Here is a 23,488-nt window from a genome sequence, read left to right on the forward strand (position 1 = left end):
TATCTTGTTATCACTGCCCCCATTGTCTTTATATATTCACATTCCTTGGTGCGTACAAAAATGCCCATATTGTGACTTTAACTCCCATGCATTAAAAAATGACATTGACGAAATGGCCTATGTGTCTCATCTATTGGCGGATTTAGACAAAGACATTGAGACGTTTGCCATAGACCGCCCTTTGCACTCGATTTTTATTGGTGGCGGTACCCCAAGTTTGTTTTCGGCCAAGGCGATTGAGCATTTACTTACCCAAGTTAAACAAAGGTTTAGAGAAAATCCTGACCTTGAAGTCACTCTAGAAGCCAACCCAGGCACTGTTGAAGCAGACAAGTTTATGGGCTTTGCTAAGGCCGGGGTTAATCGATTATCGATTGGGGTTCAAAGTTTTGAATCGGATAAATTGATTAAATTGGGGCGCATTCATGATAGTGAACAAGCGATAAGAGCGGCCGAAATTGCCAAGCAATGTGGGGTCAAAAGCTTTAACCTTGACCTTATGCACGGGCTTGAAAGTCAGTCGGTTGACAATGCTTTAGACGATTTACAACAAGCGATAGCATTAAACCCACAACACATTTCTTGGTATCAACTGACCATTGAACCCAATACCGCTTTTTATTCAAAACCTCCTACATTACCTGAAGACGACGTTCTTTGGGATATTCAACAACGTGGTTTTGCATTGTTAACATCGGCAGGCTATCAGCAATACGAAGTATCGGCTTTTAGTAAAGGCGCAGAATATCAAGCCAAACATAATTTAAATTATTGGCAGCACGGCGACTATTTGGGTATTGGTTGTGGTTCGCATGGAAAAATAACCAACCCAGTAGATAACAGCATTACCCGAACGGTAAAAGTAAAACACCCAAAAGGCTATATGGACGCGGATCGTGATTACCTAGACCAAACGCTTTTGGTGGCCGAGTCAGATCGAGCATTTGAATATATGATGAATCGTTTGCGTTTATTTAAACCGTTTAAAGAGCAAGACTTTGAACAAGCCACAGGGTTGCCAATTAGCACAATCAGCCAAGCACTGACTCAGGCTAAAGATAAAAAGCTATTAGAAAAAGTCGACACGAGTTGGCAAATCACCCCATTTGGTCATAGATACTTAAACGACTTATTGGCGCTGTTTTTATAATAAACCTGGTCGTGGCGACAATATCGCCGGCCAACAGCAGCGAAAGTCTAGTGCAAGCTTAGGTAAATTAAGCATAGTAAGCGCTTAACGCAAACAAGAAATCGCTATGCAAACAGTATGGAGTTGGCATTTGCCCTAAAAAATGAATCAAAATTCAGATCAGTATTTTATGCAAAAAGCCATCGAACTGGCAAAAGTCGCCGAACAACAAGGTGAAATTCCAGTTGGGGCCGTCTTGGTATGCAATGATCAAATTATTGGTCAGGGTTGGAATCAGTCAATTCAACGTCATGACCCTTCTGCCCATGCCGAGATGGTCGCTATTCGCGATGCGGGGCCTAAGCTGGCCAACTATAGAATGTTAGACTGTACCTTGTATGTCACTTTAGAACCTTGTCCTATGTGCTCTGGTTTGCTGGTTCATAGCCGCATTAAGCGTTTAGTCTTTGGTGCTAAAGATTTAAAAACAGGCTCTGCTGGTAGTGTCTTTAATTTGGTCGCTAATGATAAATTAAATCATCAAGTTGAGGTTGCTACCCAAGTCATGGAAGAGGCATGTAGCGAGATGTTGTCCGCTTTTTTTAAACGCCGCAGAGATGAAAAAAAAGCGTTAAAGCAAGCTAAAAAAGCGCAACAAAAAAACGAAAACGGTTAAGCCAAACATTACCGAGCACTAAAACCAATGGCTCGCTCTTCAATGCTTTCACTTAACACCACTCGAAAGTAGACCCGATAACGGTTGTTGATTTTGCGTTGCGATGCCCGAAATAAGCGCCGACGCTGGTTAATATGTCGATTTCTCATAAGTACCTCTATTTTTATTAAATTTATTTATTGAGTATAGATGCTAGCATGGCTCTATGACAGTTTAATGACAGCCTTAATTTGGCGATGAGACGGCCTCTTCAGGCATGTTTATAGCCGGACTAAAGCTATTGGCCATTTCAGATTTTTTTTCGGTCATAAACACCAGCGTGTCATAATACGCTCGTATATTTTCGACATAACGCACCGGCTCATCACCTCGAGCATAGCCGTATTTGGTATTTTTATAGTACTTACGCTGTTTTAATAAGGGTAAAGATTCTTTCACTTCAACCCAACGATCGGGATCTCCCCCTTTTCGTTGAGTGATAATACGCGCATCTTCTAAATGGCCCCAACCAATGTTGTAGGCGGCAAGAGCAAACCATCGACGGTCTGGCTCTTTTATTCGAGCCGGAATTTTTTTGATCATTTGCTGAAAGTATTTGGCACCACCGCGAATACTTTGCTCAGGATCGGTACGACTGGTGACTCCGACTTGTTTGGCGGTAGGCAATGTGAGCATCATCAACCCCCGAACCCCGGTATAAGAGGTTGCCTCTGGGTTCCAATGCGACTCTTGATAACTAATAGCGGCTAAAAAGCGCCAATCAATATCTTCGCCATATTGTTCAAATAAAGATTGATACTTTGGCAATTTATTATCGATGGCCTTAATAAAGGTACGGGTATCAACATAGTCAAATGATTGTATATGGCCATAGTATTTGTCTTCTAGGGTTAATAGCGTGCCGTCGTGATGCGCCTTGCCAAAAAACTCGACTAAAGACGCAAATAAACTGTCATCCGAGTGTTTGCTAACAACCCAAGCCAAAGGCTTTTCATCTTGTAGGGTAATGGCCGAGCTCACTTCAGGATAATAACGCCGATTAATCGCTAAGGTAATACTATCGGCAATGGTGTAATCAAGACGCTCTTGTTGAACCGCTTCAATCAGTTCGTCGCTGTCATATTCGTTGGTCTCTTGCCAAGACAAATTAGGGTACTTTTGTTGCACCGACGATAAAAACTCTGCATGCGATGAATGGGCGGTAACAACCAAACTGCCCTTAACCTCATCCAGTGTTTTTGGCCAAAAAGCGCCTTGTTTAAAGATAAGATGTTGACTGCTACTGCTGTAGCTTGGACTAAAGCGATACTTCTTTAAACGCTCTGGGGTAATGGTTAAACCGGCAGCTAATATATCAACTTCCCCATTTTCGATTTTAGGGAATAACTCTTCTAAATTGTAACTTGGCACAATTTGCAGTTTTAACCCCATAGAATCAGCGTATTTTTTCGCCAACTCATATTCAAAACCAACGGGGCCTTGTGGGCCAATATAATAACTGGTGTTGCCATATAAGGTACCAACACGCAATGTTCCTCGATTTAAAATATCTTGAAAACTGTTCGGCTTTGGCGATGGTAAACAACCCGACAGAACACTTATTATGGTCACCAAAAGCAACCAAAAGCGGGAACATCTAACACTTGTTTTGGGGAAAAGACTCTTCATATTTTTATAATTTTAGTGGTCAATGATTAAAAAATTAAACCGATATAGTTAAAGGTAATGGAATTAGTTTTGTAAACCAAGTGTTTTTATCTTATCAAAGAGTGTTATTTCTTTTATAATGCGCGCGAAAATTCCACATAAATAACCATGGTGATCGAGTTTATGGAAATCCTTCGCGGCGCTCCGGCGTTATCCGATTTCAGAATTAGCAAACTGCTAAATGAATGTGAGCAGTTATCCTTGCCTGTAACAGGCATCTACGCAGAGTTTATGCATTTCGCTGAGTTAACATCTGCACTCAGTGAGGACGACTTAAGTAAATTAAAAAAATTATTAACCTATGGCCCTACCATAGAAGAGCATGAGCCTAAAGGCAAATTACTCCTTGTTACTCCTCGCCCTGGCACCATTTCTCCTTGGTCGTCAAAATCTACCGACATCGCCCATAACTGTGGCTTAAACAATATCATCAGATTAGAACGTGGCATCGCTTACTACATCGAAACGTCTGCTCCGTTAAATGATTCCCAATCAGCTCAATTAGCAAGTTTATTACACGATCGTATGATGGAATCTGTGTTTGAACATTTCGATGATGCTAAAGCTTTATTTGTTCACGCCGAACCTGGCACCATGACTTCGGTTGATGTTATTGGTGGTGGCCGTGAAGCCTTGGTTAAAGCAAACCAAGACATGGGCCTAGCCCTTGCTGAAGATGAAATTGATTATCTGGTTGAGAACTTCATCAAAATTGGACGTAATCCAAACGACATCGAACTGTATATGTTTGCTCAAGCGAACTCAGAACATTGTCGTCATAAGATTTTCAATGCTGACTGGACTATCGATGGGGTCAAGCAACCTAAATCATTATTTAAAATGATTAAAAACACCTATGAGACCCACTCAGATTACGTCTTAAGTGCTTATAAAGATAACGCCGCGGTCATGGTGGGCAGTGAAGCAGGTCGCTTTTTCCCAAACCCACAAAGTAAAGAATATGAATACACTCAAGAAGATATTCAAATTCTAATGAAGGTTGAAACCCATAACCACCCAACGGCCATTTCTCCTTACCCTGGCGCGGCTACGGGTTCTGGTGGTGAAATTCGTGACGAAGGTGCCACAGGTATTGGTTCAAAACCAAAAGCTGGTTTGGTTGGTTTTAGTGTATCGAATCTACGTATTCCAGACTTTGTACAGCCATGGGAAACAGACTTTGGTAAGCCAGATCGCATTGTAAATGCCTTAGATATTATGATCGAAGGTCCACTAGGTGGCGCCGCATTTAACAACGAATTTGGTCGTCCAAATATTCTTGGTTATTTCCGTACTTACGAAGAGCAAGTTAAATCATTCAATGGCGAAGAAGTTCGTGGTTACCACAAACCTATTATGCTTGCTGGTGGTTTAGGTAATATTCGCGATGAGCACGTACAAAAAGGTGAAATTGTTGTTGGTGCAGCCCTAATTGCTTTAGGTGGCCCAGCGATGAACATTGGTCTTGGTGGTGGTGCTGCGTCAAGTATGGCCTCTGGACAATCTTCAGAAGATTTAGATTTTGCCTCGGTACAACGCGACAACCCAGAAATGGAACGTCGTTGTCAGGAAGTGATTGACCGTTGTTGGCAGTTGGGTGATGACAACCCGATTTTATTTATTCACGATGTTGGTGCTGGTGGTTTATCGAACGCTTTCCCTGAGTTGGTTGCTGACGGTGGCCGCGGCGGTAAGTTCGAACTGCGTAATGTACCAAACGATGAGCGTAGCATGGCACCACATGAAATTTGGTGTAATGAATCACAAGAACGTTACGTATTAGCGGTTGCTCCTGAGCGTTTAGAAGAGTTTAGTGCGCTATGTGAGCGTGAGCGTGCCCCATTTGCTGTTGTCGGTTACGCGACCGAAGAAGAGCACTTAACACTGACCGATAGCCACCATGAAAATACCCCAATCGATTTATCATTGGACGTATTATTAGGTAAGCCACCAAAAATGCATCGTCAGGTTGAAAGCAAAACACAAGCGGGTGAAGCCCTAAACCTTGAGCAAGTAACCCTAGCCGATGCCGCCGATCGTATTTTACGTCTACCGACAGTAGCCGAGAAAACGTTCTTGATCACCATTGGCGATCGCTCTGTTACTGGTATGGTTAATCGTGACCAAATGGTTGGTCCATGGCAAGTTCCTGTTGCTGACTGTGGTGTTACCGCAGCGGCGTTAGATTCATACCACGGTGAAGCCATGTCTATTGGTGAGCGTACTCCGGTAGCCCTACTTAACTATGGTGCCTCTGCACGTCTTGCGGTAGCTGAGTCATTAACCAACATCGCTGGTACCGATATTGGTGACTTAAAACGCATTAAGTTGTCTGCTAACTGGATGGCTGCAGCAGGTCACCCAGGCGAAGATGCCGGTTTATACGAAGCGGTTAAAGCGGTTGGCGAAGAGCTATGTCCAACATTAGGCCTTACCATCCCTGTTGGTAAAGACTCCATGTCAATGAAAACGCAATGGCAGCAAGACGGCGAAGACAAGTCAGTAACCGCCCCATTGTCGTTAGTCATTACTGCGTTTGCCCGTGTTGAAGACATTCGTAAAACAGTGACCCCAGAGTTAAGAACCGACAAAGGCGACAGCCGTATTGTGGCGATTGACTTGTCAAAAGGTCAAAACCGTTTAGGTGGTTCTTGTTTAGCGCAAGTTTATAAGCAATTAGGTACAACAACCCCAGATGTTGACTCACCAGAGCGCTTAAAAGGCTTCTTTTATGCGATGCAAGAATTAGTAAAAGAAAACAAACTGCTTGCCTACCATGACCGTTCTGACGGTGGTTTATTTACCTCTGTCGTTGAAATGGCATTTGCTGGTCACACGGGTGTAGACATTGACATCAGTAAGCTTGCAGGCGATGACTTAAGCGTATTATTTAACGAAGAGCTTGGTGCGGTTATTCAAATCAAAGAAAGTGACGTTGATGCGATTCACCAAATTTTTGCTAAACACAACATCCTTGATTGTTGCACCGATATAGGTCGCATTAATAATGACGATCAAATTCGTTTTGTCCGTGATGAGCAAGTGGTACTAGAAAACTCTCGTACTTACTACCGCACGGTATGGGCTGAAACAACCTACAAAATGCAGTCTTTACGCGATAACCCTGAATGTGCTGAGCAAGAACATGCACTGAAGTTTGACACCGAAGATCCGGGCTTAAACACTCATTTAACATTCGATATTAGCGAAGACATCGTGGCCGAGCATATTGCTAAAGACGCAGTCGATGAACGTAATCCAAGAGTTGCGATTTTACGTGAGCAAGGTGTTAACTCTCATGTTGAAATGGCGGCAGCCTTTGACCGTGCTGGCTTTATTGCCGTTGACGTTCACATGTCAGATATTTTATCTGGTCGTGTAGATCTTGCCGATTTCAATGGTTTAGTTGCTTGTGGTGGCTTCTCTTACGGTGACGTTCTTGGTGCCGGTGAAGGTTGGGCTAAGTCGATCTTATTCAACGAAAATGCGCGTGAGATGTTCCGTACCTTCTTCCATCGCGAAGATACCTTCTCGTTAGGTGTGTGTAACGGTTGTCAAATGCTTTCAAACTTAAAAGAAATCATCCCTGGTGCCGAGTTATGGCCACACTTTGTGCAAAACAAATCAGAACGATTTGAAGCACGTTTCTCTTTGGTTGAAATTCAAGACAGCCCTTCTATCTTGTTTAAAGATATGGCTGGCTCTCGTATGCCTATCGCTGTTTCACACGGTGAAGGTCATGCAGAATTTGCCTCTGAGCAAGCGATTAGCGCGGCGAATGAGTCTGGTACCGTTTCTATGCGTTATGTCGATAACTACGGTCAAGTAACCGAAACCTATCCATGTAACCCGAACGGTTCACCAGATGGTATCACCTCTTTGACCACAACCGATGGTCGAGTAACCATTATGATGCCACACCCTGAGCGCGTGTTTAGAACCGTTGCTAACTCATGGCACCCAGATGAGTGGGGCGAAGATTCTCCTTGGATGAGAATGTTTAGAAACGCCCGTAAGTTTATTGGCTAAGCCGATTTAATTACGTTCGTTTTTTAATCAAAAAAGCCTTACTGATTGATTTTGATCAGTTAAGGCTTTTTTATTTTTGTTAGTATCCCTGCCCTTTTATTTTCTATCGCTTTGTTGTGTTGTCGTTAGAGCAAGCAAATTTATGATTTCAACCTATTTAACCTACGCCACTATGTCGGCATTGGTCGCATCGACCCCTGGTCCGTCAAACTATATTGCCGCCCAAAATGGGGCTAAAGCCGGTTTAAGAAAAGCCAGTTTTGCCATTACCGGCCATATGAGTGCCATCTTATTATTGGCGTTTTTTTCTGCCATTGGCTTAAGTACTTTAATCATTAACAGCCCTATTGTCTTTACCGGTTTACAATGGTTTGGTGCTGCCTACTTGTGTTATTTGGGGATTAAAATTATTAAAGGCAGTTTGGCGAGCAGTTCGGGGGCAACAACAACCCCTCAACAAGAGTTGCAAGGCTCAAGAAAACTATGGCGCCAACATTTTCTTATTGCCGCCAGCAACCCCAAAGCCATGCTATTTTTTACCGCGTTATTTCCGCAATTTATTAACCCTGAGCAAAACCTGCTTGAGCAGTTTATTCCGCTTGCTTGCATCAGTTTAACATCGTCGTTTATTTTTCCGTTTGCTTACGCGTTAGTTGGCAAAAAGACCGCGCAATTAGGTCTACCTGGCCCAATTCAAAAATATGGCCAGGTATTGGTTGGGATTTTGTTTATGGTGTTTGCTTTGATGTTGTTTCGGCACTAGTTAGACTCAGTTCTTGCTCGCTCGATTTGACCTCAAGGTCGGTGCAAACCCACTGACTGGCGAGCAAAGATAAGGTCGCAATACCAGCGCCAGCATAAAAGACAAGGGATGGATCATACAGCCAAATCATTCCAAAGATAGCCGGAATAATCACGGCTGCAATATGGTTAATGGTAAAACTTACCCCTGCATTAGAGGCGATATCGGCAGGATCGGCTATTTTTTGAAAGTACGTTTTAATCGCGATTGCCATGGCAAAGAAAACATGGTCAATAATATATAAACCGGCGGCCAGCTGAGCATTGTCCACTAATGCGTAACCACAAAAGACCAAAATAAGACCTAAGTATTCTAGGGTTAACGCTTTGCGCTCGCCCACCACACCTATCCAAGCGCCTATTTTGGGGGCCAAATAAATATTCAAAACATGGTTAACCATGTAAAGCAAGGTGATATCTGCCACCGAATAACCAAATTTTTCAACCATCATAAACCCTGCAAAGACCACAAAGATTTGTCGTCTGGCGCCGCTTAAAAAGGTTAATAAGTAATACAGTGAATAACGTTTGCGTAATACCAAATGTTTGTGCTGAACAACGTTTTGTTCAAACTTGGGCATAAACAACCAAAGCCATAAGGTAATGGCAAAACCTAAGCCGCCAAAAATAACATAGGCCCAAGAATACTCGATGCTAAAAACACTAAAGGCAACCCATATAAAGCCATAAACGACAACGGCGGCGATTGACTTTATTGATAACAGCCGCCCCAATTTGGCGGGTGCTTCGGCTTTACTAAACCATTGTAAGCTCAATGATTGATTAATGGTTTCAAAATAATGAAAGCCTATCGACATCAGCACTGTGGTAGCGTACAAGCCGTATTCAAATGGAAACAGCCCTGTTAGCGCAACCCCAAGGGTTAATAACGCCAGCGAGAGTAAAGCAAACGTTTGCTCTTTAATAACCAATAACACAAACACCGCGGTAAACGCTAAAAAGCCGGGTACTTCTCTTAATGATTGCAAGATGCCAATTTCTGCCCCGCTAAAATTCGCCGCTTCTATGGTGAAGTTATTTAACAGCGCCATCCAACCCGCAAAACTTAAGGTCATGATAACGCCGGATAGAGCTAAAAATACAAAGGGGGTTTGCCAAGGTTTTAGCCCTGTTTGCGCAGTGTGAGAAGTCAAGATAGTGCCTTATGCCAAAAGTCGGAACAGTTTTTTATTTTAAAGCATGCGAACCACAAGTACAGACACAATTCCCTTAAAGTTTGCTCACCGCTTTGGATTTCTAGAATTTTGCTTGTCAAATGAACAACCGAGTCAGTATGCTAATGACCATACGCTAAAATGATAAGATAAAACAACAAGATGAAAAAACACGAGCACATACCATTAAGCGACTTTATTGAATACCCAACAGCAGAAATGTTGCACCGTTCTGAGCAGTTTTTTAACGACATTAAACGCCGTCATTCGGTGCGTCAATTTAGCACCAAAGCGGTCGATAAAGCCATTATCGAAAACTGCATCAAAGCCGCAGGCAGAGCGCCTAGTGGGGCCAATCATCAACCTTGGCATTTTGTCGCTATTTCAACCGCAGAGGTTAAGCAACAAATCCGGCAACAAGCCGAATTACACGAACAAGGCTTTTATGCTGGAAGAGCGGGAGAAGAATGGTTAACGGCCTTAAAACCCTTAGGCACAGATGCCAATAAGCCTTACTTAGAACATGCGCCTTGGTTGATCGCTATTTTTAGCCAAAAGCGTGGCGGCGTCAGCCCTGACGATGAAAAAACCAATTACTATGTCCATGAGTCGGTCGGCATTGCCACAGGCTTTTTAATTAATGCCCTACATCACAGTGGCTTAGCCACCTTAACCCATACCCCAAAGCCAATGTCTTTTTTAAATAAAATATGTCAACGCAATGATAACGAAAGAGCTTATATGCTTCTCGTGGTTGGCTACCCCGCTGCCGATGCCACGATTCCAGTACATTCTACGCAAAAAAAATCGCTGGCTGATATTGCCACCTTTTTATAACAAGTCGTTGGGCAAAGTGACGAGCGAGAATGCATTCGCACACAAAAAAGGGCTATGAATCATCAATACATAGCCCTTTGTTTTTATCACTGTTTCACACCAAAAAACCGACCTTTACCCAGTGCTAATAGGCATGTGTTTTTAAAATTTAACGCCGTTTTAAGCGGCGAGTAATAGCTTGCTAAAATGTGAAACGAAGTGGAACTGAGCAAGCTGTTACGAGTCCGACTTTAAAACCTTGTTATGGCTTCAAAAACTCAAATATCCCAGCCGCTATTAAACTTGCTAAAATAGCTTGGCCATTTGTCCACAGAAATATTGATCTAGAACCTTTAAATAAATCTTTATTCTTATTTATAGTATCTGATTGCTCTTTATCGTCACCTTTAGTTATATCAAATATTACATCTTCACCTGATATTTTTGATAACTTCTTAAAAGCCTGATTCGCTCTACTGCCACCAATATTGAGAAAGAAAGACATTACTAGTTTGGAGCCTATTATCAGTGACACATAAACTGGTAGCTGATTTTTTTCTGAAAAAATTTCAGGCACAGTGAATGCAAAGTAACATAATATAAACACTAAAGAGGCTGGGATTGAATAGTGTATAGTACGTGCAACTTGAGTTTTATACTTCTTAAGAAACTCATAACCACCAGATAAAAGTCTTGGTTGCTTTTGACCTGAATGCCAATCTTCGACAACGCGCATTATATCTTTGCTTAATTTGTCATTAATATGATCAGTCCTACAAAAAACTGGGCACATTAGGTTTTCTAAGTTATCTAACTTATCTGAATCATTAGATGCTAATAATTGTAGTAAATTTCCTTGTTTCATACCTTTGGCAATTCTAATAAAAACAGAGTGCTTCAATGGGTTATCTGTATCAAAATCAGAAAACAAAAAATGAACTTTTATAGTAACTTCTTTAGTTTTTTCAGGATCATTCCACTCAGATGATTCAAAGTCTTGGAATGACTTTTCTATAAACTCTTTATCAAACCCAACACCGACTGTAACTGTATAGTCTTTAACTTTTACAAGTTTTAGCTGCTCAATTAAGTCTTTGACAAGCTGTATGATATCTCCCTTTGAAACTAAAACTGCACCATCAAAAGGCCTAGTTCTAGTTGTTGGCTCTCCATGAAGCATGTAGAAAAAATGCTTTAGCCTATCGGTGTTAACTTCTAGAGATACCGACTTTTCAACATCTAACGAACCAGCCTTTGGCATTAACGTTTGCTCCATGATTTAATTTACTCCTAAGTTTGAACTTGAGCCATAACGCCCCATTCAGGGGCTGATAATAGCTTGCTAAAATTGTGAAGCGAAGCGGAACCGAGCAAGCTGTTAGCAGTCCCGTTACTGTAATGGTTTGTTATATTTTTTCTATTTTTAACGATGCTTTGTCAGGCTTATCCATTCCCAAAAAAGTTTTTGTGTATTCGGTTACACACTTAAAGTCATATTTAGCATTTGCTTCAATAACCTGAATGGCTCTAGGGTGTGCATAACTGTTCCCAATCATACAAATTGCAACAATGTTATATGTTCCAGCTTCTAGATAGACACTTTCCCAACGATCTTGCTCAAATGCTGATGTGTAACCAATGAGTTGATTTCCTGCAAGGTCATACACTCCAACTATCATCGCCTGAACTTCATTCTCTAAAAAGCCAACCGACTTAGTAGTTAAATTAGCTAATTCGTTTGTTGGTATACCTGATGGATTGTATGTTGCAGGTGTTGATTTACAACCAGACAAAAACAAAATAGTTACAATTATTCCTAGAAACTTCACAAATTACTCCTTTAAAAATATAACGCCCCATTAAGAGGCAAAAAATAGTTGGTTATACTTGTGAAGCATGAACAAAACCAACTGTTTTTTGTCCTGCTTGATTGTCTTGTTAGCTTAATTGTTCGAGTTAGCCTATATCACCTCGATACCTTTCAATTATTTTATGACCACAAGTTTTACAGATTAAATGCAAATCTCTTAACTCCATAAACCCAGCGGTTGGGCCTGCTCCCCAACCGGCAACTAAAGCTGATAAGAACTCTTTAATTTTTTCCTTTTTCCCTATTTTGGCCTGATATTGAGGTTTTACAATTACTCCTACATGCTCTTTATCTTTATTGCACTCTTTGCAAAAACGTACTTCAATTTCCATGCCGATTCATCCATTTTCAGGGTTAAGCTAACGCCGCCATATGGGGCGGAAAATGCTTGGCTATAATTAGCGACGAAGGAGCGCAAGCCAAGCGTTTTGCGTCCCTTCCATAATGGCTTTGTTAGGCTTCGATATTATGAGCACATTTAGCTTCTTCGAATTCCCACAAATCGGCTTCTTCACCTGCCTCAAGTAATTTATAAGCATGGAAAATATCTGTATTGGCAGGAACATCAATAGCCAACAACTTTGATTCTGAACCCTCATAGGTACAACCGATACTTTCTAATTTCTTCCAAACTTGGGCAAACTCATCTGTATCTAAAACCCCGTCCTTTAGCAATATGCGGTAAGTAGAACGCCCCGAGTTTTTATGAACACCTAAAACATTAGGTATTTCATTATCATCGGCTATTACAACATCTTCAAAGCTATAGCCATATGCACCAAATGGTGAATTTTGGAGTATAAACAATCCCTTCCCAAGTGGCTCAGCCCAAAGTGTTTCGGCAGATGCATTGAGAACATTTTCAGGTGGTAACTCAATTCTAACTTTTACTAATTTGCTCACAGTTAACACCTAGAAGCCTAACGCCCCAATAAGGGGCTGATAATGCTTGGCTATACTTGTGTAGCGAAGCGGAACCGAGCCAAGCTTTAGCAGTCCCGTCACTTTATTGGCTTGTTATGTAACGCTGCAAAGTACTCTACAATTTCTTTAACTGAAGTGACCTTGAAACAATAAAGTGGCTCCCAACGGAAATTAAAAGGAATCCACCACCAATTCATTGAGCCCAAATAAAATATAGTTTCTTGCTTTCTAAAGTTAAACTTACAACCTTTCAGTAGAGAACCAAATTTTAGACTCTTAGGCTTACAGTCTTCGTTTAACGCTTCCTGTGCTTCTATAATTGATACCATATTTACTTCGAGAGTGAGGTGTCCAAAACTAAAGCCGGCTTTTCCAATTTTTACTGAAATCGGATTGGAATTTTCAATGTGCTCAATTTCAATATCATCCAGTGTAAATTTCATACTCGCTCAAAAAGTTACATAAAGCCCCAATAAGGGGCTGATAAATGCTTGGCTAAACTTGTGTAGCGAAGCGGAACCGAGCCAAGCGTTAGCAGTCCCGTACTTAATTGGCTTGTTATGTGTAATTACGTATTGGGCCACCCAAATGCTCTTAGCCAACCGACTGTTACCCCTGTAATTTTTATGCCAGCAATAAACCAAAATAATGGCGCATCATCATTGAGTAATATTGGACCGCCTCTACCTGGAGTGTGTCCATTGGCAATATCGTAAAAAATTGAACCAACCAAAATGATTGAAACTATCGTAGCTAAGATTGCTTTATTTTTTTGAATCTTCATTGTTGGTTATTCTTTTACACATAACAATTTAATAGTGCGCAAATTGCGCATTTTTCTACCACGCCTTTGCTCATTTCTATTCCATTAATATTATTAGCAAGCTTACTAAACTATTGCTGCATAAGGAAATGTTTTCTACAGGGTAATTAATTAAAACGACAAAAATGCGCAATTCGCTCATTTTGCTGAATATAGGGGCGGTTGGTGTTTTTTGAGAAAAAAGAAGGCGAATATAAAGTATTTTTTAAATGACTGCTCTTTGCCTTAGCGAAAATTTACCGCGCAGTTCGTGTTCGTGTTAAGGATATAAAGCAAAAGTTAGTTGCTGTAACAGGCTATGTATTCATTTTAGGAAATGACAATATTTGCCCAATAAAAAATCCCATACATACGGCACTTTGTGCGCAGCATATATAGGACTTTCAATGTTTTAATTAGCTTTGTGCTCACCAAAGTTAAATGGTGCTTTATTCTGGCTTTCTATTAAGGATTTTGGCTTTTAATATCATCAACTTTTCTGTCGGTTTACCACCTTTGGTTCCGAAACTTTCTAATCGATTTAACGTATCCATGCCTTTTACAACTTGACCAAATACCGTATGACGACCATCAAGAAAACGGGTTGGTTTAAAGGTGATAAAAAATTGCGAGCCATCGGTGCCAGGCCCCGCATTCGCCATACTTAAAATACCGGCTTGGTCATGACTCGCTTCTTCATGAAATTCACCATCGTAGCGATAACCTGGATTGCCACGTCCAGTGCCCTCAGGATCACCACCTTGCGCCATAAAACCAGGGATCACTCGGTGAAAGGTCAACTCATCATAAAAGCCAAGCGAGGTCAGATAAATCGTACTTGAAACATGCATCGGGGCATATTCCGGCATAAGCTTAATTAAAATGGTGCCTTTGTTGGTTTTTAATTGCCAGAAGTAGTCTTTACCAGCACTAAAGTCCAATAACGGCGGCTTAGGTAAATTAGACTTCCAGTTAGGCTTTGATTTATCGATTTTCTGCTCAACAATAAATTCTTTAATGGTATTGGTCGCAGGATCGTCATTAAGCAACCTACCAAAGAACAGAGCTAATAAAGCAAAGACATACACAACGGCTAATTTATAGACAAATGATTTCATAGATAAGACTTCTTTTGAGACATATGTTTAATGGTTAAACAGTATAAAATAAAAATTTATGAAAACCCACGTTGTTATAATAATTTGTTTTTTATTCGATACTTAGGTGCATTAACAGGGTAAATTATGAGGCTTTTTGTATCGCCATTAAGCGCCCTTATCCCCGTTCAATTTGGGCATTATGTACATGTTCGATTAAATCAGGAAAAAACAGCTCAAACACGCGTTGATAATGTAGGTAGTGTTGCTCAACCTCATCAATAGCGCCAACTAAACGATTTTGAAAGCGAAGACGAGCTGAAATACCATCTAAAGCGCGACCAATATTATTCAAATCTTGATAACCCTCTAGCCAGTTCTGCTCAATCATTAACTCTATTTTACTTCGCATCATTGGCGGCATTAATGGCAAACTGGGAAGCAATAACTGATATTGTTGCTGGGCAAATTCGGCCAGCGAGATGGCCGAATAAGTCTGCCAGCGTTGGGCAAGAAAGTGATCAAAAACCACATCGGCAATAACAAAAGAAAAACGTTTGCGGCTTGAAGAAAGATGTTCTTTAAGTGTTTTAACTTCAGGGTGTTGGTCGGTAAAGCGATCTATTGCTCGGTGGTTATTAACCCCGTTTAATACCTGTGCGTTAAATTGGCTAAGATCGATGCCTTTACAAAAGTCAGCCAATAAATTGCCAAAAACGGACTCTGGTGTTTTTTTGGCAAAATACAGGTGGGCAAGATAATTCATTAAACGCGAAATGGGTGATTATGCGCTGTAGCAGGCTTAACTGAAGTCAAGCTCAATATGGGTACAACCGTTTTGACAATAAATGCCTGGCGCATCGCTTTGCTCTGGTAACACCAGTTTTAACACGCTGGCACAAGACTTACATTTTATTTCACGCCCCGCCATCACTTTTTTGATCACCGCTTTTTGATCATTAAAGGATTTCGCGGTCATCTTATTAATTTTACTAAAATCAACTGCTGTCATACTACTTCCGAGGTGTTGCTATCACATTTTATTATCCACGAGGAGGACAATACCAGCCATCATAGATGCCATCAAATCTTTTTGCTTGGGTTTCTAATAATTGCTGATAAGCCATAATATTGTCATAGCTGGCTGGCATTTCAGGGTACGCTGTTATCTCCCAAGGATGCTCTGGGTTTTCAAGGTAAGGGCAAAACGATAACTTTTGGTTGTTTACCAGCAAAATATTACCAAACTTTAACGCCTTTTCTTGCGAGGGAAATATAACAGAAAATTGAATTTCACGAGGTCTTTGCAAATCATCACCATCTAGTTCCATGCTCCAAAGCATGTTGCCATTTGGGTCTATGGGAAATTTGGTTGTGTCTCTTAGCACCGGGTACCATCCTTTATCAAATAAAAAGCATTACTATTCAAGTTTAGCAGTAATATTTAGTTTTGTTGAACCGCCTGCTTGACCCGAAATAAGGTAAATACTTCGCCACTAACAAGGTGTTGATATTTGAATACCTCTTCACTTAACTCAATGATTTTATAGGCATGATAGTTTTCTTCATCTTCCATATCGGCCGCATAATGCTTGCCATCAACGACCTCTTCTTCGGTGATTGTAAAGTGAATATCACCAACCAATCCCCAACTGCCAATTTCACTGACTTGCTCGCTTAAATGCCCATCTAAATGGAAGGTATAGAAGGTAAATAGAAAGCGACCATCAATGCTCATTTCAGCCAATTCGCTGTAGCTGTGCTCACCATCTTTGCCGCCACGATGCCATTTACCGACTAATAAACTTCGATGATACATATTCTTTTTCCTAAGCTCTAAGCTGACTTTTAAGCAGATTAACAAAACTGACGAAAAGATGTTGGTTAAAAACCGAAAAAACACGCTAAATTGCATGTTTTCTGGGTTATTGAGTTGATTTGAGCAATCAAACTTAGTGATAATCTACCCACAATAAATCAACAATACCCGATTATGTTTCAAATTCAGTTTAACCGACTCACCTCTTTGCTTGCTGCTACGCTGTTATGCATAGGCTTAAACGCTTACGCAAACGAGACAAAGCGAGCTTTAACCCTGCCCGATATTATGCAGTTTAACCACATCGAGAACGCCACCATCAGTGATGATGGCAAATGGATATCTTATTTAACCAAACAAGATCGTGGTAACAGTGTTTTTCATCTACAAGCGGTTGAGGGCACTGAGCATTTTAAGATTGACCATGGTATTAAAGGCACGTTAAGCAAAGATGGACGTTATTTAGCGGTTGAAGTAAGCCAAGATTTACTGACCAAAGAGCAAGCCACTGAGAAAGAAAAAAAGGCCTTTTTAAACGATTTGGTGGTGATTGATTTAGCCACCGCTAAGGAGCAAAAATTTAACGCCATTGAAGCGTATGCCCTTAGCGATGTAGCGGGTTTTATCGCCTTTACTCAAAAGCGTGACCACAGCAAAAAACCAGAAGATGCGTCAGAGCAAGAGCAAACTAATCATGAGCCCGCACAAGACAAACCTGAGCAAGAAGCATTATTTAACAGCAAACGTATAGGCTACGATTTAACCTTGGTGAACTTAGCAAACCAATGGCAAAACAAAATTAATGATGTTGATGCGTTTGCCTTTTCTCCTGTCGATAACTTGCTGGTATACAGCCAATCAACCGAACACGGTAACTTAAACGGTTTGTTTGCGCTTAACTTAAGCAAAGAAACTAACAAAGCAACCGACAAAGCCGTAGATGCCAGTGTAGAGCTGCAACCAAGTCAAATTTTGGCTTTAAACAACAGCAGTTTTGAACATTTAAGTTTTAGTCATAACGGCCGTTACTTAGCGTTTTTACAAGGCGACTTTAGCCATAAAATTAAAACCCGTGAGCACAATTTACACCTTTGGTCGGTGCCCACCAAAACGCTAAAAAACATCGCGTATGACAGCGCTAACTGGTTTATCTCTAATGTCAACAAACTGACTTGGAGCCAAGATAATGAGCGTTTGTTTTTTGGTTTTAAAGCGCAACAAGCCAAGCCAGTCACTGTCGATACCAACATAGCGTCTGAAGAAGATTTATATGATACAAAAAAAATGGTTGCTAAGCGTAATTTACAAATTTGGCACGGTGACGATGCGCTGATAAAAACCAATGAAAAGCATCAATTAAAACAAGATAAAAAGCATTTTTATACCGCCGTCTATCACCTTGACGATGATCGTTTAGTACACTTAGCCGATAAACAAGTAAGGCAGGTTAAAGCCAGCAATAATAGCCACGCGGTTATTGGCTCTAGCGACTTAAATTACCGTAAGTTACGCACATGGGAAGGCTTTTTTAATGACTATTATGTGATTGACTTAGAAGATGGTCGTAAAACCCAAATCGCCGAAAAATTAGCAAGTAGGCAGGTAAAACTGGACGATTCGGGTCGATATGCGGCGTTTTATCAAGACGGCGATATTTGGGCTTACGATGTTAAGCGTCAAAAGCGCATCAACTTAACCCAAGACTTAGCCACACAATTTGCCAATGAAGATCATGATTACCCAAGCAAACCACCAGGTTATGGTATTGCTGGTTGGGTTAAAGGTCAGGATGCGGTTTTGGCGTACGACAAATTCGACATTTGGTGGCTTAGTCTTAACCCGAAAGAATCAACGTGTTTAACCTGCGACATGGGCCGGGTCAACGCATTACAGTTTCGCATTAATGACTTTGATAAAGAGCAAGACTTTTTCAAACCAGACGCCACCTTATTATTAACAAGCTACAATGATGAGGCTAAAAATTATGGTTTTTACTCGCTGAGTCTAGATAACCATACATTAACCAAGTTACGTGAAGAAAATAAAAAGTTTCGTTTTATCGCCAAAGCAAAAGAGAGCGACACATTATTATTTACTCGAGAAGACTTTAACGAATACCCAGATCTTTGGGTATCGGATTTAAACCCTGCGAACGGGGTAAAGCTCACGGCGGTTAACCCACAAAAAGAGCAATTCTTATGGGGCCAAGCTGAACTTGTGCAGTGGCACTCTTCGATGGGCGTAAAACACCAAGGGGTATTAATTAAGCCGGCAAACTATGTTGAAGGGGTTAAATACCCTGTTGTTGTATATTACTACCGTAAGTTCTCGCAGCGCCTATACGAGTTTAACCAAATGAAGGTTAATCATCGCCCTAATTTCCCTTATTACAGTTCAAATGGCTATGCCATTTTCTTACCCGATGTACATTTTGAAGTAGGTACGCCCGGCCACTCTACCAATAAGTCCATTTTACCGGGGATCCAAAAAATCATCGACATGGGGGTTGCCGATAAAAACGCCATAGGTTTACATGGGCACAGTTGGAGTGGCTATCAGACGTTGCATGCCATTACTCAAACCGATGTTTTTGCCGCAGCGGTTTCTGGGGCTCCGGTATCGAATATGACCAGTGCCTATTCTGGCATTCGCTTAGGTACCGGGCTTGCGAGACAGTTTCAATATGAACAAGGTCAGTCTCGTATTGGCGCCAGCTTATTTGAGCGACGTGATTTGTATATTGAAAACTCACCGGTATTTTTTGCTGACAGGATCAATACCCCGTTGTTGATCCAATTTGGTGATATTGATGATGCCGTACCGTGGCAACAAGGCATAGAAATGTACTTGGCCATGCGCCGACTCAATAAAAACGTTATTATGCTGCAATATGAGGGTGAGCCTCATCACTTGAAGAAATACCCAAATAAAGTTGATTATTCTATTAAGATGAAAGAATACTTTGATCATTATTTAAAAGGTAAACCTGCGCCACTTTGGATGACAGAAGGCGAACCTTATCAACAAGCTAAGCAAGATTAACAACAGCAAAACCGCCAGCTATCTGGCGGTTTTTATTTTGCCAAAAAATAAATAGGCCGAGTCAATTTAACCTGACACATCATGCCTTAATAGCGAAAAGAGCATGCGATAATCGCGCATATTGTGGCGCCCAATACGGCTCTAAATGCAACTGTAAATGCGACTTTAAATTCGGCTCTTTGTCGAAGCAATGTGGATGTTTTACAGACGTTTAGTCAAGCTTACAAAAGGGCTATAACGCGCTTTTTTAATTCGCAGATTCAATCCGTAATTTCAATACGTATGGTAGGAAGTTTATGGCTTAGGGCGTTGCGCCTCTGCTCACATTTTGCTGCAAGCAGAGGGCTTTAATCAATCATTTTTAGTGGGGATAAAACTCAAGAGCTGAGGGAAAAACTTTCGACTTTCTTTCGCCAATTGAACTTGTTCTTCTAATACATCTTGCAGAATTTGCTCATTGGTTAAAGGATTCGCGAGCACAACCCGAAAAACCAAGGTCTTACGACCATCGTATTTGGCCACTTCAATACGGGTACGGGAAACAAACGATTTACCATTTTCACGTTGGCGCTTTTGAATAAACTTAGTCAAACTGTCTAACTTCACATTAATTTTAAGCGCGGTTTCTTTGTCAGCAGACTCTAAGTATTGTTGCACTTCGTGCGGTACATAGCGATAGGTTAACAAACACAGTTCTGGCTCAGAAATCAGTTCAAAGTCTGGGTGCGCTTTAATCAAGTTGGCAAAGTATTTAGCCTTTTCAATGCTCTGGTCAATCAGCATTTCATAGCCAAGACGAGAAATAATATGCAAACTTGCATACACCATCATGGCCATGCCAGGGCGAGATCCTTCAAGGGTATGGCTACCCAAATCTTTTGAACCTCGACGCAAAATATATTCGGCATGATGTTCAATCGAAGCAACCGCCGATGGATTCTTAAATACCACCAAGCCCGCGCCCATAGGCACATACATTTGCTTATGCGCATCAATGGTGACAGAATCGGCCAGCTCTACCCCATCAAGTAAGTTACGATGGGTCTTCGATAACAAGGTCGCACCACCCCAAGCCGCATCAACATGAAAATGACATTGATACTTTTTAGCAATCGCCGCCATCTCCTTTAATGGGTCAATATTCCCGGTTTCTGTGGTACCCGCAACGCCGACAATCGCCATGACTTTAATGTTTTGCTGTTGCAAGCGTTCACATGTTTGTTCAAGTTCATTTAAATCAATGCGGTTATTCGCATCGGTTTTTATCGCAATAACGTTCTCACGACCAATACCTAAAACATCGGCGGCTTTCTTTAAAGAGTAATGACCACGAGCTGACACCAATACAGCCAAACCTTGGTAATTATAATGCGCTAACGCTTTATGTAGGCCTTGATTGGCGACCCCAGTGAAGTCCCCTTGTGGCTTTAATAAAGTGTTTCGAGCCACCCATAACGCGGTAATATTGGCAACCGTACCACCAGAGCAAAAGGCCCCAAGAGAGCTGTTAGCATTGTGCATCCACTGCTGGTAGAAGTCTTCGCTGTTGCTATAAACAAGTCGGTGCATCATACCAAGAACCTGACGTTCAAGTGGGGTAAATGCTTTTGACGTTTCTATTTTTACCAAGTTTTGGTTTAACCCTGTCATTAATTTTGACAGCGGTAATAAGAAATACGGCAATGCCGATGTCATATGACCAATAAAGCTTGGCGAAGAAGTATGAACAGATTGAGAAATTAATTTTTCCAACAAGTGATGGGTATGATCCGACACATAAGTAGGCTGTTCAGGAATAGAAGAATGAGCAAAATCTTTTTCAATTTCGCTCAAAGGCTTGTCTGTTGCGACAATATGATTAGCCAAAAATCCATTTAGATTTTGAGATATTTCAGCTTCTATTTTACTTAACGTCGAGTCAGGGGCTTCTGGGATTGTAAAAATCCGCATCATGGATTCATACGTTGCCTCAGCCGGACGCTTATTATCAAAAGAATCTACCATCATTTAACTTTAAAAATATTGCATTTTCATACGAAAAAAAATTATCGCTATAATACTCTTTTTTTTTCACTATTGTGAAAAAAATCGTATATAGACCAATTGCTCGGGCCGATTAACCCCGTTTATTCGACTTTTTATATCAACAAAAGATGACTAATGTGGATTATCGAGTTAGCACTAATTGCCAACATTTTTGCCCACTCGCTAAGTATTTCGCTTCAAATGGGGTTAGAGGCGTTTGTTCAGGCACCGGTTTTATCTCACTTTGCCAACCACATATTTTGGCCGCAAACTCAAATTCTTGCAGATACAATAACCAGTTACTTCGAAGCTCAAGGGTATCGCCAATTTTTAGAATGTAGGGAAAAACCGCACTACCGTGCCATCGACGTTGCACATGTTTTGCTTTAGGCCATGGGTTTGGATACAAAATATAATGCTTTTGAACCGGCCATTTGGCGTCGACAACCAATCGAAAAAAATCGTTTAAGTCGGCTCGCACCAAGTGAAAATTATTGGCTTGCCATTTATCTTCAACCTTTCTTGAAATCCGATCAAACGATTTATCAACACCAATAACCAAGGCATCCGGATTTTGTTCGGCTAAAATACGAGTACTTTGGCCAACCCCACAGCAAGAGTCCAAAATAACAGGACCATCAAATGCTTGCACAATCGCGTTGATTTCATCAAATGCCTGCTGAGTGTGCGTTGATATAGGCTTTTTAAATTCGCTATTTAAGTGTTTTTGCACAATATCTTCAAGGCTTTCATGAATACCCGGTTGATTTGTGACTATCGCTTTTGAATCACCAAATGACATTACGTTCTTAAACCTATACCTTTTGAAATTAAATACATGGCGATGGCGTATAAACTCACAATAAACACCCCTATGACCGAAAATGCTACCGTTAAGCTTACATCTGAAATGCCTAAAAATCCGTAACGAAATGCATTAACCATATACACAATCGGATTAATTTGCGACACCCCTTGCCAAAATTCTGGCAACAAAGAGATAGAGTAAAATACCCCACCTAAATAGGTCAGCGGTGTTAACACAAATGTAGGAATAATCGAAATGTCATCAAAACTGCCTGCAAATACCGCATTAATTAAGCCTCCTAAGGCAAACACTGCAGAGGTTAAGCACACGGTAACGACAATCACCGCCAAATTATGAATTTGAATATCAACAAACAATAAGGATATTAAGGTGACAATCAAACCCACCAGCATACCTCTGGCCATACCGCCACCAACATAGCCTGCAACAATAACCCAGTTGGGAACCGGTGCAACCAACATTTCTTCGACGTTTCGTTGCCATTTTGCGCTAAAAAATGACGACGCTACATTTGAGTAAGAGTTGGTGATCACCGACATCATGATCAAACCGGGAACAATAAATGACATATAATCAAAGCCCCCCATCTCACCAATTCGCGAACCAATTAACGAGCCAAAAATAACAAAATATAAACTGATGGTGATCGCTGGTGGGACCAATGTTTGCACCCAAATACGCATAAAACGATGCACTTCTTTATGCAAAATAGATGATAACGCAACACGATTGCGAGAAGCCGTCATA

23 protein-coding genes are annotated in these 23,488 nt (G+C 41.0%); 6 read left to right on the forward strand and 17 right to left on the reverse strand.

The genetic code is table 11. The annotated features are described in order from the left end of the window. The first annotated feature begins 1 nt into the window (after nt 1). Nucleotides 2–1,150, forward strand: a complete 1,149-nt coding sequence (gene hemW, locus ACAY00_RS11870) for a radical SAM family heme chaperone HemW (RefSeq protein ID WP_371379721.1) — start codon at nt 2–4, stop codon at nt 1,148–1,150. 142 nt (nt 1,151–1,292) lie between these two features. Next, complete coding sequence (gene tadA, locus ACAY00_RS11875) at nt 1,293–1,805, forward strand: tRNA adenosine(34) deaminase TadA (RefSeq protein WP_371373899.1); 513 nt, start codon at nt 1,293–1,295, stop codon at nt 1,803–1,805. 8 nt (nt 1,806–1,813) lie between these two features. Here tadA and ACAY00_RS11880 read toward each other — a convergent pair whose 3' ends face one another. Then, a complete protein-coding gene (locus ACAY00_RS11880; protein WP_371373901.1) occupies nt 1,814–1,954 on the reverse strand; it encodes a hypothetical protein in 141 nt (46 codons plus the stop codon). A 76-nt stretch (nt 1,955–2,030) separates the two neighbouring features. Continuing rightward, nucleotides 2,031–3,416 (reverse strand): membrane-bound lytic murein transglycosylase MltF, encoded by a 1,386-nt coding sequence (mltF, locus tag ACAY00_RS11885; RefSeq protein ID WP_371373904.1) that lies wholly within the window; start codon nt 3,414–3,416, stop codon nt 2,031–2,033. A gap of 219 nt (nt 3,417–3,635) precedes the next feature. Between mltF and purL the strand changes: the two genes are divergently transcribed. Continuing rightward, the gene (gene purL, locus ACAY00_RS11890; protein WP_371373907.1) at nt 3,636–7,541 is read left to right on the forward strand and encodes a phosphoribosylformylglycinamidine synthase; all 3,906 of its coding nucleotides are present in this window, start codon (nt 3,636–3,638) and stop codon (nt 7,539–7,541) included. Between the two features lie 142 nt (nt 7,542–7,683). After that, nucleotides 7,684–8,304: a LysE family translocator gene (locus ACAY00_RS11895; protein WP_371373910.1), complete on the forward strand. Its 621-nt coding sequence runs from the start codon at nt 7,684–7,686 to the stop codon at nt 8,302–8,304. On the opposite strand, the gene ACAY00_RS11900 is transcribed toward ACAY00_RS11895, so the two are convergent. After that, on the reverse strand, nt 8,270–9,418 hold the full coding sequence (locus tag ACAY00_RS11900; RefSeq protein ID WP_371379724.1) for an MFS transporter: 1,149 nt from the start codon (nt 9,416–9,418) through the stop codon (nt 8,270–8,272). The two genes, ACAY00_RS11895 and ACAY00_RS11900, sit on opposite strands and share 35 nt — an antisense overlap. A 261-nt stretch (nt 9,419–9,679) precedes the next feature. Here ACAY00_RS11900 and ACAY00_RS11905 point away from each other — a divergent pair, with 261 nt between their 5' ends. After that, on the forward strand, nt 9,680–10,354 hold the full coding sequence (locus ACAY00_RS11905; RefSeq protein WP_371373913.1) for a nitroreductase family protein: 675 nt from the start codon (nt 9,680–9,682) through the stop codon (nt 10,352–10,354). Nucleotides 10,355–10,595: 241 nt separating this feature from the next. On the opposite strand, the gene ACAY00_RS11910 is transcribed toward ACAY00_RS11905, so the two are convergent. From ACAY00_RS11910 to ACAY00_RS11960, 11 genes are all read right to left on the reverse strand, one after another. Further along, nucleotides 10,596–11,609, reverse strand: a complete 1,014-nt coding sequence (locus ACAY00_RS11910; protein ID WP_371373916.1) for a hypothetical protein — start codon at nt 11,607–11,609, stop codon at nt 10,596–10,598. Between the two features lie 130 nt (nt 11,610–11,739). After that, a complete protein-coding gene (locus ACAY00_RS11915) occupies nt 11,740–12,162 on the reverse strand; it encodes a hypothetical protein (RefSeq protein ID WP_371373919.1) in 423 nt (140 codons plus the stop codon). Between the two features lie 127 nt (nt 12,163–12,289). After that, complete coding sequence (locus tag ACAY00_RS11920; protein ID WP_371373922.1) at nt 12,290–12,535, reverse strand: hypothetical protein; 246 nt, start codon at nt 12,533–12,535, stop codon at nt 12,290–12,292. A gap of 121 nt (nt 12,536–12,656) precedes the next feature. After that, complete coding sequence (locus ACAY00_RS11925) at nt 12,657–13,106, reverse strand: DUF4265 domain-containing protein (RefSeq protein WP_371373924.1); 450 nt, start codon at nt 13,104–13,106, stop codon at nt 12,657–12,659. A gap of 98 nt (nt 13,107–13,204) precedes the next feature. Continuing rightward, nucleotides 13,205–13,570: a hypothetical protein gene (locus tag ACAY00_RS11930; protein WP_371373927.1), complete on the reverse strand. Its 366-nt coding sequence runs from the start codon at nt 13,568–13,570 to the stop codon at nt 13,205–13,207. A 125-nt stretch (nt 13,571–13,695) separates the two neighbouring features. Continuing rightward, entirely contained in the window at nt 13,696–13,911 is a 216-nt protein-coding gene (locus ACAY00_RS11935) for a hypothetical protein (RefSeq protein ID WP_371373929.1), read from the reverse strand. A gap of 467 nt (nt 13,912–14,378) precedes the next feature. Then, nucleotides 14,379–15,047, reverse strand: a complete 669-nt coding sequence (locus ACAY00_RS11940) for a peptidylprolyl isomerase (protein WP_371373932.1) — start codon at nt 15,045–15,047, stop codon at nt 14,379–14,381. A gap of 157 nt (nt 15,048–15,204) precedes the next feature. Beyond that, complete coding sequence (locus ACAY00_RS11945) at nt 15,205–15,792, reverse strand: ACP phosphodiesterase (RefSeq protein WP_371373934.1); 588 nt, start codon at nt 15,790–15,792, stop codon at nt 15,205–15,207. A gap of 36 nt (nt 15,793–15,828) precedes the next feature. Then, nucleotides 15,829–16,038 carry a hypothetical protein gene (locus ACAY00_RS11950; protein WP_371373937.1) on the reverse strand — a complete coding sequence of 70 codons (210 nt, stop codon included), beginning with the start codon at nt 16,036–16,038 and terminating at the stop codon, nt 15,829–15,831. Between the two features lie 31 nt (nt 16,039–16,069). After that, nucleotides 16,070–16,414 (reverse strand): ribonuclease E inhibitor RraB, encoded by a 345-nt coding sequence (locus tag ACAY00_RS11955; protein WP_371373940.1) that lies wholly within the window; start codon nt 16,412–16,414, stop codon nt 16,070–16,072. Between the two features lie 56 nt (nt 16,415–16,470). Next, nucleotides 16,471–16,845: a hypothetical protein gene (locus ACAY00_RS11960; RefSeq protein WP_371373943.1), complete on the reverse strand. Its 375-nt coding sequence runs from the start codon at nt 16,843–16,845 to the stop codon at nt 16,471–16,473. A 174-nt stretch (nt 16,846–17,019) separates the two neighbouring features. Between ACAY00_RS11960 and ACAY00_RS11965 the strand changes: the two genes are divergently transcribed. Beyond that, complete coding sequence (locus ACAY00_RS11965; protein ID WP_371373946.1) at nt 17,020–19,887, forward strand: alpha/beta hydrolase family protein; 2,868 nt, start codon at nt 17,020–17,022, stop codon at nt 19,885–19,887. A 351-nt stretch (nt 19,888–20,238) separates the two neighbouring features. Here the strand turns inward: ACAY00_RS11965 and panP are convergent, their stop codons facing one another. From panP to ACAY00_RS11980, 3 genes are all read right to left on the reverse strand, one after another. Further along, nucleotides 20,239–21,894: a pyridoxal-dependent aspartate 1-decarboxylase PanP gene (gene panP, locus ACAY00_RS11970; RefSeq protein ID WP_371373949.1), complete on the reverse strand. Its 1,656-nt coding sequence runs from the start codon at nt 21,892–21,894 to the stop codon at nt 20,239–20,241. A 160-nt stretch (nt 21,895–22,054) separates the two neighbouring features. Beyond that, nucleotides 22,055–22,714, reverse strand: a complete 660-nt coding sequence (locus ACAY00_RS11975; RefSeq protein ID WP_371373952.1) for a tRNA (guanosine(46)-N(7))-methyltransferase TrmB — start codon at nt 22,712–22,714, stop codon at nt 22,055–22,057. Then, on the reverse strand, nt 22,714–23,487 hold the full coding sequence (locus tag ACAY00_RS11980; protein WP_371373955.1) for an ABC transporter permease: 774 nt from the start codon (nt 23,485–23,487) through the stop codon (nt 22,714–22,716). The genes ACAY00_RS11975 and ACAY00_RS11980 overlap by 1 nt, the downstream gene beginning before the upstream one ends. Nucleotide 23,488 lies beyond the last annotated feature (1 nt).

Origin of the sequence: Thalassotalea sp. 273M-4, from assembly GCF_041410465.1 — a bacterium.
Lineage (GTDB): Bacteria > Pseudomonadota > Gammaproteobacteria > Enterobacterales > Alteromonadaceae > Thalassotalea_A > Thalassotalea_A aquiviva.

Coding starts and splice junctions, on each gene's coding strand:
- tadA (WP_371373899.1), top strand. CDS start 1,293: ATGAATCAAAATTCAGATCAGTATTTTATGCAAAAAGCCATCGAACTG.
- ACAY00_RS11880 (WP_371373901.1), bottom strand. CDS start 1,954: ATGAGAAATCGACATATTAACCAGCGTCGGCGCTTATTTCGGGCATCG.
- purL (WP_371373907.1), top strand. CDS start 3,636: ATGGAAATCCTTCGCGGCGCTCCGGCGTTATCCGATTTCAGAATTAGC.
- ACAY00_RS11895 (WP_371373910.1), top strand. CDS start 7,684: ATGATTTCAACCTATTTAACCTACGCCACTATGTCGGCATTGGTCGCA.
- ACAY00_RS11900 (WP_371379724.1), bottom strand. CDS start 9,418: ATGACCTTAAGTTTTGCGGGTTGGATGGCGCTGTTAAATAACTTCACC.
- ACAY00_RS11905 (WP_371373913.1), top strand. CDS start 9,680: ATGAAAAAACACGAGCACATACCATTAAGCGACTTTATTGAATACCCA.
- ACAY00_RS11910 (WP_371373916.1), bottom strand. CDS start 11,609: ATGGAGCAAACGTTAATGCCAAAGGCTGGTTCGTTAGATGTTGAAAAG.
- ACAY00_RS11920 (WP_371373922.1), bottom strand. CDS start 12,535: ATGGAAATTGAAGTACGTTTTTGCAAAGAGTGCAATAAAGATAAAGAG.
- ACAY00_RS11930 (WP_371373927.1), bottom strand. CDS start 13,570: ATGAAATTTACACTGGATGATATTGAAATTGAGCACATTGAAAATTCC.
- ACAY00_RS11935 (WP_371373929.1), bottom strand. CDS start 13,911: ATGAAGATTCAAAAAAATAAAGCAATCTTAGCTACGATAGTTTCAATC.
- ACAY00_RS11940 (WP_371373932.1), bottom strand. CDS start 15,047: ATGAAATCATTTGTCTATAAATTAGCCGTTGTGTATGTCTTTGCTTTA.
- ACAY00_RS11945 (WP_371373934.1), bottom strand. CDS start 15,792: ATGAATTATCTTGCCCACCTGTATTTTGCCAAAAAAACACCAGAGTCC.
- ACAY00_RS11950 (WP_371373937.1), bottom strand. CDS start 16,038: ATGACAGCAGTTGATTTTAGTAAAATTAATAAGATGACCGCGAAATCC.
- ACAY00_RS11960 (WP_371373943.1), bottom strand. CDS start 16,845: ATGTATCATCGAAGTTTATTAGTCGGTAAATGGCATCGTGGCGGCAAA.
- ACAY00_RS11965 (WP_371373946.1), top strand. CDS start 17,020: ATGTTTCAAATTCAGTTTAACCGACTCACCTCTTTGCTTGCTGCTACG.
- panP (WP_371373949.1), bottom strand. CDS start 21,894: ATGATGGTAGATTCTTTTGATAATAAGCGTCCGGCTGAGGCAACGTAT.
- ACAY00_RS11975 (WP_371373952.1), bottom strand. CDS start 22,714: ATGTCATTTGGTGATTCAAAAGCGATAGTCACAAATCAACCGGGTATT.
- ACAY00_RS11980 (WP_371373955.1), bottom strand. CDS start 23,487: ATGACGGCTTCTCGCAATCGTGTTGCGTTATCATCTATTTTGCATAAA.